Origin of the sequence: Streptomyces sp. XY006 (assembly GCF_002237655.1) — a bacterium.
Classification (GTDB): domain Bacteria; phylum Actinomycetota; class Actinomycetes; order Streptomycetales; family Streptomycetaceae; genus Streptomyces; species Streptomyces levis.
Genome location: NZ_NOKT01000027.1, coordinates 1 through 12,037, shown reverse-complemented (window position 1 = coordinate 12,037; position 12,037 = coordinate 1). Strand labels below are relative to the sequence as shown.

Annotated in this window: 12 protein-coding genes; 9 read left to right on the top strand and 3 right to left on the bottom strand. The window is 72.6% G+C overall.

The genetic code is table 11. The features are described from left to right. Positions 1-276: 276 nt before the first annotated feature. Positions 277-873, bottom strand: coding sequence for a TIGR03086 family metal-binding protein (locus tag CHR28_RS27700; protein WP_094056427.1), 597 nt, complete (start codon positions 871-873; stop codon positions 277-279). 320 nt (positions 874-1,193) lie between these two features. On the opposite strand from CHR28_RS27700, the gene CHR28_RS27695 reads away from it, so the two are divergent. Further along, entirely contained in the window at positions 1,194-2,408 is a 1,215-nt protein-coding gene (locus CHR28_RS27695) for an MFS transporter (protein ID WP_094056426.1), read from the top strand. Between the two features lie 207 nt (positions 2,409-2,615). Here CHR28_RS27695 and CHR28_RS27690 read toward each other — a convergent pair whose 3' ends face one another. Beyond that, on the bottom strand, positions 2,616-3,779 hold the full coding sequence (locus tag CHR28_RS27690; protein ID WP_094056425.1) for a hypothetical protein: 1,164 nt from the start codon (positions 3,777-3,779) through the stop codon (positions 2,616-2,618). Beyond that, a complete protein-coding gene (locus tag CHR28_RS27685; protein ID WP_094056424.1) occupies positions 3,776-4,735 on the bottom strand; it encodes a 5-dehydro-4-deoxyglucarate dehydratase in 960 nt (319 codons plus the stop codon). The genes CHR28_RS27690 and CHR28_RS27685 overlap by 4 nt, the downstream gene beginning before the upstream one ends. Positions 4,736-4,939: 204 nt before the next feature. On the opposite strand from CHR28_RS27685, the gene CHR28_RS27680 reads away from it, so the two are divergent. From CHR28_RS27680 to CHR28_RS27645, 8 genes are all read left to right on the top strand, one after another. Next, a complete protein-coding gene (locus CHR28_RS27680) occupies positions 4,940-5,749 on the top strand; it encodes an NAD-dependent epimerase/dehydratase family protein (RefSeq protein WP_094056423.1) in 810 nt (269 codons plus the stop codon). A gap of 300 nt (positions 5,750-6,049) precedes the next feature. Then, positions 6,050-6,817 carry a DeoR/GlpR family DNA-binding transcription regulator gene (locus tag CHR28_RS27675; protein WP_094056521.1) on the top strand — a complete coding sequence of 256 codons (768 nt, stop codon included), beginning with the start codon at positions 6,050-6,052 and terminating at the stop codon, positions 6,815-6,817. Between the two features lie 90 nt (positions 6,818-6,907). Beyond that, a complete protein-coding gene (locus tag CHR28_RS27670; protein WP_094056422.1) occupies positions 6,908-8,281 on the top strand; it encodes an ABC transporter substrate-binding protein in 1,374 nt (457 codons plus the stop codon). Further along, entirely contained in the window at positions 8,278-9,219 is a 942-nt protein-coding gene (locus CHR28_RS27665) for a carbohydrate ABC transporter permease (protein ID WP_094056421.1), read from the top strand. The genes CHR28_RS27670 and CHR28_RS27665 overlap by 4 nt, the downstream gene beginning before the upstream one ends. Beyond that, a complete protein-coding gene (locus CHR28_RS27660; protein WP_094056420.1) occupies positions 9,216-10,067 on the top strand; it encodes a carbohydrate ABC transporter permease in 852 nt (283 codons plus the stop codon). Before CHR28_RS27665 ends, CHR28_RS27660 begins: the two co-directional genes overlap by 4 nt. Continuing rightward, positions 10,064-11,053, top strand: a complete 990-nt coding sequence (locus CHR28_RS27655) for a zinc-dependent alcohol dehydrogenase family protein (RefSeq protein ID WP_094056419.1) — start codon at positions 10,064-10,066, stop codon at positions 11,051-11,053. Before CHR28_RS27660 ends, CHR28_RS27655 begins: the two co-directional genes overlap by 4 nt. Before the next feature lie 83 nt (positions 11,054-11,136). Beyond that, positions 11,137-11,358: a hypothetical protein gene (locus tag CHR28_RS27650; protein ID WP_094056418.1), complete on the top strand. Its 222-nt coding sequence runs from the start codon at positions 11,137-11,139 to the stop codon at positions 11,356-11,358. Between the two features lie 64 nt (positions 11,359-11,422). Further along, on the top strand, positions 11,423-12,037 hold a 615-nt coding region (locus CHR28_RS27645), incomplete at its 3' end, for a TerD family protein (RefSeq protein ID WP_143655911.1).

The following is a 12,037-nucleotide window of genomic DNA, read 5'->3' as shown; positions in this document are numbered from 1 at the left end:
TATGACGTACGAAGTACGACGCGATGACGGTAGGAGGGCGCGTTTGCTTCGTCAATGCTTCTCACACAAAAACAGCAATCGCTTTCTACGACCTGGGCTTCCGCCCCGACAACTGCGCTCTGCGGCCCACGAAGCGTGCGCGGGTGCGCTGCCGGATCAGCTCTCCCCGCGACCGGTTGCGACGCCCCGCCCCCGTCATGTCCCACCCCGTTCCGGCCCCTGTCTGGTGCGTCGGACCGGATCATTGTGCCGCGCGGACGGGACGGGGGCACGGCCCTACGGCTTCAGCCGCCACCCCGGATCCCGTCCGCTCAGTCCCACCGCACGCTCCAGCAGGGGCGCTTCGGGAGCAACCGGGACGACGGGGCCGAAGATCGCGCCCCGGCTCGGGTCGTCGACGCTCGCGGCGAGGAAGTCGTGGCAGATCCGGAGCGCCGCCGGGTCGGGGGTGTACGACTGGCCGGTGGCGCGGGCCAGGTCCCAGCCGTGGATCACCAGTTCGTCGACGGCGACCAGCCCCGCGACCTCGCCGGGCAGGTCCACGCCGCCGGCCCGGGTCATGCCGGTCCAGGCGGCCGGGTCGCGCCAGGCATCGGCCAGTTCGCCGAGGACCTTGGGCAGTTCCTCGCGCCCGCCGGGGCCGAGGTCCGGGAGCGCGGAGTCCGGGCTGGTGTCGGTCGTGACGCCCAGGTCCTTGCGGCCGGCGTCGCGGAAGGCGACGGCCAGCCCGGCCAGGTGCCCCAGCAGGTTGCGCACCGCGTACTCCGGACAGGGGGTCGGGTCCTGCAGCTGGTCGTCGGTGACGCCTTCGACCAGCCGCGCCAGGACCGCCGTCTGCGGTCCCAGGTCGAGGGTCGGGGTGGTGTCGGTCATTCCGTCGGTCCTCCTGGCTCGTTCCGCCCGGCTCGGTCTGCCGGGCTCTGCCTGCCTGACGCCGTCTGCCCTGGCTCCGTCTGCCTCGGCTCGGTCCGCCCGGCTCGGTCTGCCTCGGCTCCGTCTGCCTCGGCTCGGTCCGCCCGGCTCGGTCCGCCCGGCTCGGTCTGCCTCGGCTCCGTCTGCCTGGCTCCGTCTGCCTGGCTCCGTCTTCTGGGAGGTAGACCGACGGCGCCCGCGGAACTCATCGCCCCGCCGCCCGTCCTCTAGGGCACTTTCCCGATCCCCGCCCACCGGCCTTAGCACCACGATGACCGGGCATGACGAACGAAACGACCCGGCCCCTCGTGCGCGTCCTGCGCGACCGCGAGGCCGGGCTCTGCCTCTCCGCCGTGGTGATCTCCGGCTTCGGCACCTCGGCGCTGTGGCTGGCGTCCGGCGTGTGGGTCAAGGACCTCACCGGCTCGGACGGTCTGGCCGCGCTGTGCCTGCTCGCGATGTGGCTGCCGACCCTGGCCGGACCGCTGCTGGGCACACTGGCCGACCGGGTCCGCCGCAAGCCGTTGCTGATCGGCGTGAACGTGCTGCTGTGCGGTCTGCTGCTCACCCTCGCCGGCGTGGACTCCCCGGGCGGGTTGTGGCTGCTGTACACGGTGCTGTTCGTGTACGGCGCGGCGGGCGTGGTCCACGACGCGGCCGAGTCGGCGCTCGTCGCCACCGCTGTGGGTCCCTCCCTGCTGGGCGACTTCAACGGCCTGCGCATGACGGCCACCGAGGGCATGAAACTGCTGGCCCCGCTGGCCGGCGCGGGCCTGTACACCACGTACGGCGGCCCGGGTGTCGCCGTCCTGGACGCGGCGACGTTCGCGCTGGCCACGGGGGTGTACGCCCTGCTGCGCGTCCGGGAGGAGAAACCCGCACCGCCCCGCGGCAGCACCCGGCGGCGCACCGCCGAGGGGGCCCGCCACCTGTGGGCGCACCCCGGGCTGCGCCCCCTCGTCCTGGCGGGCGGCGCCACCATGCTGCTCGCCGGCCTGAACGGGGCGATGGTCTACGCCGTGGTCGACGCCCTCGGACGCTCCCCCGCCTACGCCGGTGTGCTGTACGCCGTGCAGGGCGCCGGGTCGGTCGTGGCCGGCCTGCTGTCCGGCACCGCTCTGCGCCGGCTGGGGGCGCGGCGCTTCGCGGCGTACGGGGTCGCCCTGCTGGCGCTCGGGGTGGCTCTGCGGGCGGTGCCGTCCGACCCGGTGGCGCTCGGGGGCAGCGCGGCGATCGGGGCCGGGCTGCCCGCCGTACTGATCGCCGCGCTGACGTCCGTGCAGCGTGAGACGCCCGGCCCGCTGCTGGGCCGGGTCACCGCCACGGCCCACACGCTGGTGTACGCACCGAACGTGGCCGGACTCGCTGCCGGCGCCGCCCTGGTCGAGCTGGCGGACCACCGACCGGTGCTGGTGGCACTGGGCCTGGCCCTGCTGGCGACGGCGGCCCCACTGTTCACCGCCCCGGCCGCGGCGGAAGCCGGGGCTCACCGGTGAGGGCTGCCCACCGGCGAGGAAAGCCGCCGGGCACTCCTCAAAGAGGCGCGAGGACACCCACCACGCCCCTCTCAAACACCCCCGAGGACACCCACCACGCCCCTCTCAAACACCCGCGAGGACACCCACCACGCCCCTCTCAAACACCCCCGAGCACAGCCACCACGCCCCTCTCAAACACCCCCGAGCACAGCCACCACGCCCCCCTCAAACACTCCCGAGAGCCGAACGCACCGCCTCCAGATCGCTGTCGGACGCCAACCCCGCGTGATACAGCCGCAGTTCGGTGGCGCCGAGCCGTCGTGCCTCGGCCGCGTCGGCAGCGAGGGTGCCGGGGCTGCCGCCCATGCCGGAGACGACGGTGAAGTTGGCGGCGATGACCGCGCCCGCCCGGTCCTGCCGCGCGAAGGGCGTGAGCGTGCCGGTGCCACCCGCGCAGGGCACGACCACGCCGTCGGCGACGGACAGGATGTGCGCGGGATCGACGCCGGCGTTGGCGCCGACGTGGTACGACACCGGGTCCGCGTGCAGCAGTACCTGGAAGCCCTCGGGCGCGGCCGCCCGGACCGCCGCGACGGCCTCCTCCTGGAGCGTGCGGGCGGTTTCGTCGCGGTACGCGCGCGTGGCCCGCGCGAGCGGCTCACCGAGGAGTTTCTCGATGCCGGGCCAGCCCCCGTCGGAGGGCGCCCCCTGCCACACCGGCTCCAGCGCGGTGCGCACGGCGGCCGCCAGCTCGTCGGCGTCGAGGCCGTGCCGGCCGTAGCCCTCCCGGCAGGACGGGCAGAAGCAGAGCCCCATCAGGTACTGCCCGGCGTCCCCGAGGCCGACGCCGCCGGTCTTGTCGTGGGCGTGCAGGTGCTGCAGTCCGTACCAGCCGAGGGACTCCAGTTCGGTGCCGCGTGCCCCGGGCCGGACGGCCGCCTCCGCCGCGAGGTCGGTCAGGTACGCGCGCGTGGCGGGCTGTGCGATGCAGGGTGCCCAGGGGTAGCGGTCGCCGTAGGCGTTGACGACCGAGGTGTGCGGATGTTCCGCGCCCAGGCGGGAGTTGTGGGCGAGGACGACCCAGGTGTGCACCTCGACGCCGGCGCCGGCGAGCGCGGTTGCGGCCCGGCCGAAGGCGTCGCCGGGGGCCCAGTCGCCGGCCGCGTAGGGGCGCAGCTCCCGTCCGTTCCAGCGGTCGTCCGCCGGGTACAGCACGGCGGCGTGCTCGGCGGTGACGACGCGGTGGCGCGGGTGGCGGGGCGTGAGCGCCCGGGTGGAGTGGTAGGCGGCGGCGAGCGTCACCTGGGCCACACCGAGCGCGGCGATCCGGGCGGGCGCCTCCGGGTCGCCGTCGACGTCCCAGGGGTAGACGAATGCCGACGCCTTCACTTGGCCTCCTCCAGCAGCGCGTGGCCGCGTTCGATCAGTTCGGCGAGCTGCTTCACATGGTCCTCGGCCGGCTCGTGCAGCGGGGGCCGCACCTCGCCCACGTCGAGTCCGCGCAGCCGCACCCCGGCCTTGACGAGGGCGACGGCGTAACCGCGGCCCCGGGCGCGCAGTTCGACGAACGGGCGGTAGAAGCCGTCCAGCAGCCTCTCCACCAGGTCGTCGTCGCCCGTGCGCAGCGCCCGGTGGAAGGCGAGGGCGACCTCGGGCACGAAGCAGAACACGGCGGAGGAGTAGAGCGTGACGCCCAGGGCGCGGTAGGCGAGCTGGGTCTGCTCGGCGGTGGGCAGGCCGTTGAAGTACAGGAAGTCGCCCGGCGCCTCGGTGCGGACGGCGCTGACGATCCGCTGCATGAGGTCGAGGTCGCCGAGCCCGTCCTTCAGGCCGATGATGCCGTCCGTGCGGGCCAGTTCGACGACGGTTTCCGGGGTGAAGACGGCGTTGTCCCGCTGGTAGACGATGACCGGCAGGGCGGTCGCGGCGGCCAGCTGCCGGTAGTGCCGCAGCAGACCCTCCTGTGCGGCGACGACGAGGTACGGCGGCAGGGCGAGCAGTCCGTCGGCGCCGGCCGCCTCGGCGAGACGGGCGTAGCGCACGGCGAGCGCGGTGCCGTACCCGGCGCCCGCGACGACCGGTACGCGCCCCTCGGCCGCCTCGACGGCGGCCCGGACGCACCGCTCGAACTCCTCGGGGGTCAGGGCGTGGAACTCCCCGGTGCCGCAGCAGGCGAAGACGGCGGCGGCTCCGGCCGCCACGCCGTCCCGCACATGGGTGCGGTAGGTGTCGAGGTCCACGGAGCCGTCGGAGCCGTAGGCGGTGACCGGGAAGAACAGCGGCCCGCTGGGGATGTTGAGTCGAGCGGCGAGAGGGGCTGACGTCACGAGCTCTCCCGGTTCCATATTCATGATTGCCGTCTATATTTCTGAACGAGTCCACGCTAAGGCGCCGCATCCGCGCCGGTCAAGCGCGCGCCGCCGCGTCACACCAGCGGATTCGCCACTTCCGGGCCCCCTTGACGGGCTCCGCCCCGGCTCCTTAGCGTGTCCACGCATATGAATGCCGTGCGCCCATGTGCACGATCGGCGAGTCAAGGAGACCCGAGGATGCCCGCTCCCCGCACCGTCCTGCTCACCGGCGCCGCCGGCGGCCTCGGCACCCTCATGCGGGACCTGCTCCCGGCCTACGGCTACGACCTGCGCCTGCTCGACCTGCGCCCGGTCGAGGGCGCGCCCGACGCGATCACCGCCGACCTGGCCGACCGGGACGCCGTGCGCGAGGCCGTCCGGGGCGTCGACGCGATCATCCACCTCGCGGGCATCTCCCTGGAAGCCCCCTTCGAGAAGATCCTCAAGGCGAACATCGAGGGGACCTACCACCTCTACGAGGCCGCCCGCGAGGAGGGCGTCGGCCGGATCGTCTTCGCCTCCTCCAACCACGCCGTCGGCTACACGCCGCGCCCCCGGGGCGACGACCCCCTGATCCCGGTCGACACCCCGCGCCGCCCGGACACCTTCTACGGCCTGTCCAAGTGCTTCGGCGAGGACCTGGCGCAGCTCTACTGGGACAAGCACGGCCTGGAGACGGTGTCGGTGCGGATCGGGTCCTGCTTCCCGGAGCCGACCAGCGTGCGCATGCTCTCGGTGTGGATGAGCCCCGCCGACGGCGCCCGCCTCTTCCACGCCGCCCTGACCGCCGAGCACGTCGGCCACACCGTCGTCCACGGCTCCTCCGCCAACACGCGCCTGTGGTGGGACCTCACCTCCGCCCGGGCGCTCGGCTACGAGCCGCAGGACGACTCCGAGCCCTGGGCCGCGAAGCTCATCGCCGAGCAGGGCGAGCTGGACCCGGAGAACGAGGCCCACGCCTACCTCGGCGGCCACTTCGTGACGGACCCGCCGATCTGGCCGTACTGACCGGAAAGAGGCGGCGCACACGGGCGGGCGGGCAGAGAACGGGCCTGCCCGCTCGGGCATTCGGGCACGGCCCGGCCACCGCCGGACAGCCCCCAGGGCGGTAGGGAAACCCCCGCCACCAGCCACGACGAGCCCGGCTCCGTCGGCATCCCGCCGCGGGCCACCAAGACCGAACGGGCACATCCGGGCACGATCCCGCCCGCAACAGACCTGGCCACCGGCGACGCACCCGCTGTAGAACTTCCCCATGACCCACCGGGGGTTCGAACGGGCAGTGCGGCAGGAAGGCGGGTGACGGCCGTGAACAGGACCGCGGAAGAACGCCAGCGCGAGATCGTGCTGGCCGCACGGCGCGACGGCTCGGTCGACGTCACCGTCCTCGCCGCCGAACTGGGCGTGGCCAAGGAGACGGTGCGGCGGGACCTGCGGGTCCTGGAGGACCACGGCCTGCTCCGCCGCACCCATGGCGGCGCCTACCCCGTGGAGAGCGCCGGGTTCGAGACGACGCTCGCCTTCCGCGCCACCAGCCACGTCCCCGAGAAGCGCCGGATCGCGGCCGCCGCGGCCGAGCTGCTCGGCGACGCCGAGACCGTCTTCGTCGACGAGGGCTACACCCCGCAGCTCATCGCCGAGGCACTCCCCCGGGACCGGCCGCTGACCGTGGTCACCGCGTCCCTGCCGGTCGCGGGCGCCCTCGCCGGCTCCGACAGCGTGTCCGTGCTGCTGCTCGGCGGACGGGTCCGCTCCGGCACGCTGGCCACCGTCGACCACTGGACGACGAAGATGCTGGCCGGCTTCGTCGTCGACCTGGCGTACATCGGCGCCAACGGCATCTCGCGGGAGCACGGCCTCACCACCCCCGACCCGGCCGTCAGCGAGGTCAAGGCCCAGGCGATCCGGGCCGCCCGGCGGACCGTGTTCGCCGGGGTGCACACCAAGTTCGGGGCGGTCAGCTTCTGCCGGTTCGCCGAGGTCGGCGCGCTGGAGACGATCGTGACGAGCACGCTGCTGCCGGCGGCGGAGGCCCACCGCTACTCGCTGCTCGGGCCGCAGGTCATCCGCGTCTGAGCCGACCCCGTCCACCCTCTTCCGCCCCCCACCGGGCGCAGTCACGCCCCGTGCTGCCCCTTATCTCCCCATTCATTCCAGGAGCGATCCATGCGAACCCAGAGCCGACGACGGCCTCCGCGAGCCACGCTCGCCCTGGCCGCCGCAGGGACGCTGCTCGCCCCGCTGCTCTCCGGCTGCTGGGTCGGGGCGGGCGGGGCCGGATCAGGCGGCGACGCCATCAACGTCCTGATGGTCAACAACCCGCAGATGGTCGAGCTGCAGAAGCTGACCCGGGCCCACTTCACCAAGGAGACGGGCATCAAGGTCAACTTCACCGTCCTGCCGGAGAACGACGTCCGCGACAAGATCAGCCAGGACTTCGCCAACCAGGCCGGCCAGTACGACGTCGCCACGCTGTCCAACTACGAGATACCGATCTACGCCCGCAACGGCTGGCTGCACGAGATGAACGGCTATGTCGCGAAGGACCCGGGCTACGACGAGCAGGACGTCCTCAAGCCGATGCGCCAGTCCCTCACCGCCGAGGACGGCAAGCTCTACGGCCAGCCCTTCTACGGCGAGTCGTCGTTCCTGATGTACCGCAAGGACGTGTTCGAGAAGAAGGGCCTGACGATGCCCGCCCGCCCCACCTGGCAGCAGGTGGCGGACCTCGCGGCGAAGGCCGACGGCGCCGAACCCGGCATGAAGGGCATCTGCCTGCGCGGCCTGCCCGGCTGGGGCGAGGTGATGGCTCCCCTGACCACCGTCGTGAACACCTTCGGCGGCACCTGGTTCGACCGGGACTGGAAGGCGCGGCTGGACTCCCCCGAGTTCGAGAAGGCGACGAAGTTCTATGTCGACCTGGTGCGCGAGCACGGCGAGTCCGGCGCCGCCCAGTCCGGCTTCGCCGAGTGCCTGAACAACATGACCCAGGGCAAGGTCGCCATGTGGTACGACGCCACCTCCGCGGCCGGATCCCTGGAGGCGGACGGCTCCCCCGTCAAGGGCAAGGTCGGCTACGCCCCCGCCCCGGTCGAGAAGACCGAGTCCTCCGGCTGGCTCTACACCTGGGCCTGGGGCATCCAGAAGGCCTCCCGCAACCCGGACAACGCCTGGAAGTTCGTCTCCTGGGCGTCCGGCAAGGAGTACGAGCAGCTCGTCGGCGACGAGGTCGGCTGGTCCAACGTCCCGGCCGGCAAGCGGGCCTCCACCTACGCCAACCCCGCGTACCGCGCGGAGGCCGCCGCCTTCCAGGAGATGACCAAGAAGGCCATCGAGCAGGCCCGGCCCGACGACCCCGGCGTGCAGCCGCGCCCCGCGCCCGGCATCCAGTTCGTCGGCATCCCCGAGTTCACCGACCTCGGCACCAAGGTCTCCCAGGAGATCAGCGCGGCCATCGCCGGACGCCAGTCCGTCGAGTCGGCCCTGGAGAAGTCGCAAGCGCTCGCCGAGAAGATCTCCGAGGAGTACGAGGGACGATGACCGCCATGACCACGGCCCCCGTGGCCGCTCCCGAGACACGCACCCCGGTCCGCCGGCCCTCCGCCCGGCTGCGCGCCTGGGCGACCCGCGCCCCGCTGCTCCCCGCCCTGATCTTCATGATCGCCGTCACGCAGCTGCCGTTCGTGGCCACGCTGGTGATCTCCTTCTTCGACTGGAACAGCCTCTACCCCGACGCCCGGCGGTTCGCCGGCCTCGACAACTACCAGGAGGTCCTCACCGACGCGGACCTGCGCCACTCGGTGTGGACGACGGTGCTGCTCACGGTGGCGGTGGTGCTGGCCAGCCTGGTGCTGGGGCTCGTCCTGGCCCTGCTGCTGGACCGCAGGTTCCGCGGCCGGGGCATCGTGCGGACGCTGCTGATCGCGCCCTTCCTGGTGGTGCCGGTCGCGGCGGCCCTGCTCTGGAAGCATGTGCTCTACAACCCTGAATACGGCCTGTTCAACGGGTTGTTGCACTATGTGGGCGGCCCACAGCCCGACTGGATCTCCAGCACCCCGCTGCTTGCCGTGGAGGCCTCGCTCGTCTGGCAGTGGACGCCGTTCATGATGCTGATCCTGCTCGCCGGGCTGCAGAGCCGTGACCACGAGCAGATCGAGGCGGCCCGGGTCGACGGCGCGAGCGACTGGCAGATCTTCGTCCATCTGACGCTCCCGCACCTGCGCCGCTACCTCGAACTCGGCGCCCTGCTGGGCTCGATCTACATCGTGCAGAACTTCGACGCGGTCTTCACGATCACGTCCGGCGGCCTCGGCACCGCCAACCTGCCCTACACCGTCTACCAGAGCTTCTACCAGGCCCACGAGAACGGCCTCGCCTCGGCCGCGGGCGTCCTGGTCGTCATCGGCTCGATCGTCATCGCGACCTTCGCCCTGCGCGTGGTGTCGTCCCTGTTCCGCGAGGAGGTGTCCCGCGCATGAGCACGACCGCCCTGCGACCCCGCCGGGTCCGTGGCAAGGGAGCGGGCCTCGGCCTGCTGGCCTGGCTGCTCGGCATCGCGTTCTTCCTGCCCATCGCGTGGATGGCGCTGACGTCCTTCCACTCGGAGGCGGACGCGGCGACCAACCCGCCGTCCTTCGCGGCCGCCCTGACCCTGGACAGCTACCGCGAGTTCTTCGGCGCGGGCGGCGGCGCGAGCCCCTGGCCTGCCCTGATCAACTCCACGGTCGCGTCCGTGGCGTCGACCCTCCTCGTCCTCCTGCTGGCCTTCCCGGCGGCCTACGCGCTGTCCATCAACCGCGTCCGCAAGTGGACGGACGTCCTGTTCTTCTTCCTCTCCACGAAGATGCTGCCGGCCGTGGCGGGCCTGCTGCCGATCTACCTGTTCGCCAAGAACGCCGGGATGCTCGACAACATCTGGCTGCTGGTCATCCTCTACACCTCCATGAACCTGCCGATCGCGGTGTGGATGATGCAGTCCTTCCTCGCCGAGATCCCGGTCGCGGTGATCGAGGCGGCCCGGGTGGACGGGGCCCGGCTGCCGACGGTGCTGGCGCGGGTGGTGGCCCCGATCGCCCTGCCGGGCATCGCCGCCACGGCGCTGATCTGCTTCATCTTCAGCTGGAACGAACTGCTTTTCGCCCGGGTCCTGACGGGCGTGGTCGCCGAGACCGCCCCCGTCTTCCTGACCGGCTTCATCACCAGCCAGGGCCTGTTCCTGGCGAAGGTGTGCGCCGCGTCGCTCGTCATCTCCCTGCCGGTGCTCGCCGCGGGGTTCGCCGCCCAGGACAAGCTGGTCCAGGGCCTGTCGTTGGGAGCCGTGAAATGAAGGCCGCCGTCATCGAGTCCGTGGGCAAGGCCGTCGTCGCCGAGGTCCCGGACCCGACGCCAGGGCCGCGCGAGGTCGTCGTCGAGGTCGCGGCCTGCGGCTTGTGCGGCACGGACCTGCACATCCTCCAGGGCGAGTTCGCCCCGAAGCTGCCGATCGTGCCAGGGCACGAGTTCGCCGGCGAGGTCGTCGGGGTCGGCACCCAGGTCACGGAGGTGGCGGTCGGCGACCGGGTCGCGGTCGACCCGTCGCTCTACTGCCACGAGTGCCGCTACTGCCGGACCGGCCACAACAACCTCTGCGAACGCTGGGCGGCGATCGGCGTGACGACGGCCGGCGGCGCGGCGCAGTACGCCGTCGCCCCGGTGGCCAACTGCGTGAAGCTCCCGGACCACGTCCGCACCGAGGACGCGGCGCTCGTGGAGCCGCTGTCCTGCGCCGTGCGCGGCTACGACGTCCTGCAGTCCCGGCTCGGCGCACACGTGCTGATCTACGGCTCCGGCACGATGGGCCTGATGATGCTGGAGCTGGCCAAGCGCACGGGCGCGGCGAGCGTGGACGTCGTCGACGTGAACCCGGCCCGCCTGGAGACGGCCCGCCGCCTCGGTGTCTCGGGATCGGCGGCGAACCCGGACGAGCTGGACCGCCCGCAGGGCTGGGACCTGGTCGTCGACGCCACGGGCAACGCGGCCGCGATCCAGGACGGCCTGGACCGGGTGGCGAAGGCCGGTACGTTCCTGCAGTTCGGCGTCGCCGACTACGCGACCCGCGTGACGATCGACCCGTACCGCATCTACAACCAGGAAATCACCATCACCGGCTCGATGGCGGTGCTGCACAGCTTCGAACGGGCGGCGGAACTCTTCGCCAACGGCGTCCTCGACCCGGACGTCTTCATCAGCGACCGCATCCCGCTGGAGCGCTACCCCGAGGCGCTGGAGCAGTTCGCGGCGGGAGTCGGCCGCAAGATCGTGGTCGTGCCGTAGGACCCCGGGAGCGCTGAGCGAGGTCGGGGCGGGGCGGGCGATATCCGGTGGGGCGCCCGCCCCCGCCCCCGTACCCTCACGGCATGCCACGACCGCATGGATTCACCTACGAGCAGCACACCGGCGGCACCGTCCGCATCAGCCACCACGGCCGCCCCGCCACCTCCCTGAACGGGGCGCGGGCCGCGCAGTTCCTCGCCGAGGTCGAGGCCTCCGACCCCCAGCTCGTCATGGCCCGCTGGACCGGCAACTACAAGCGCGGCAACGAACGCACCGCCCGCGACCACCCGCGCAACCGCCGCTGACCCGATTGGCCCCAAGGTAAGGGAACGGCAAAACCGCCTCGCTCGTTCACCTGGCATGACAGCTATGACCCCCGGCTCGAACATCCCCCTGTCCGCCGCCCGCGTGACGGTGGACGTCGCCGCCCCGGTGCGGCTCGACGTATCGGGCCTGCTGCTCACCGCCGACGGCAAGGTGCGCTCCGACGACGACTTCATCTTCTACAACCAGCCCTCGGGCCCGGGCGTGACCTACCGCTCGGGCGGCGGCACCGCGCCCGACGCGATCGTGGTCGACACCTCGGCCCTCCCCCCGGGCATCGAGAAGATCGTCGTGACGGCCAGCCCGGACGCCGCGGGCCAGACCTTCCAGGGCATCGAACCGACGGCCACGATCCGCAACGCCGACGACAGCTCCGTCCTGGCCACGTTCACGCCCCCGCAGCTCGGCAGCGAGACGGCCCTGGTGGTCGTGGAGATCTATGTGCGCAACGGCCAGTGGAAGGCCCGCGCGGTCGGCCAGGGCTACGCCAACGGCCTGGCGGGCATCGCCACGGACTTCGGCGTCTCGGTGGAGGAGCCGGCCGCCGCCGCCCCGGCCCAGCCGGTGACGCCGCCGGCTCCCGCGCAGCCGCCGGCCCCGCCCGTGCAGCCGCCGGCCCCGCCCGTCACCACGCCCGCGGCAGCGCCGGCCGCCCCGGCC

Bases quoted from the DNA above. Each gene is read 5' to 3' on its own strand.
- CHR28_RS27655 (WP_094056419.1), top strand. From the start codon at position 10,064: ATGAAGGCCGCCGTCATCGAGTCCGTGGGCAAGGCCGTCGTCGCCGAG.
- CHR28_RS27680 (WP_094056423.1), top strand. From the start codon at position 4,940: ATGCCCGCTCCCCGCACCGTCCTGCTCACCGGCGCCGCCGGCGGCCTC.
- CHR28_RS27695 (WP_094056426.1), top strand. From the start codon at position 1,194: ATGACGAACGAAACGACCCGGCCCCTCGTGCGCGTCCTGCGCGACCGC.
- CHR28_RS27670 (WP_094056422.1), top strand. From the start codon at position 6,908: ATGCGAACCCAGAGCCGACGACGGCCTCCGCGAGCCACGCTCGCCCTG.
- CHR28_RS27650 (WP_094056418.1), top strand. From the start codon at position 11,137: ATGCCACGACCGCATGGATTCACCTACGAGCAGCACACCGGCGGCACC.
- CHR28_RS27685 (WP_094056424.1), bottom strand. From the start codon at position 4,735: ATGGAACCGGGAGAGCTCGTGACGTCAGCCCCTCTCGCCGCTCGACTC.
- CHR28_RS27660 (WP_094056420.1), top strand. From the start codon at position 9,216: ATGAGCACGACCGCCCTGCGACCCCGCCGGGTCCGTGGCAAGGGAGCG.
- CHR28_RS27665 (WP_094056421.1), top strand. From the start codon at position 8,278: ATGACCGCCATGACCACGGCCCCCGTGGCCGCTCCCGAGACACGCACC.
- CHR28_RS27700 (WP_094056427.1), bottom strand. From the start codon at position 873: ATGACCGACACCACCCCGACCCTCGACCTGGGACCGCAGACGGCGGTC.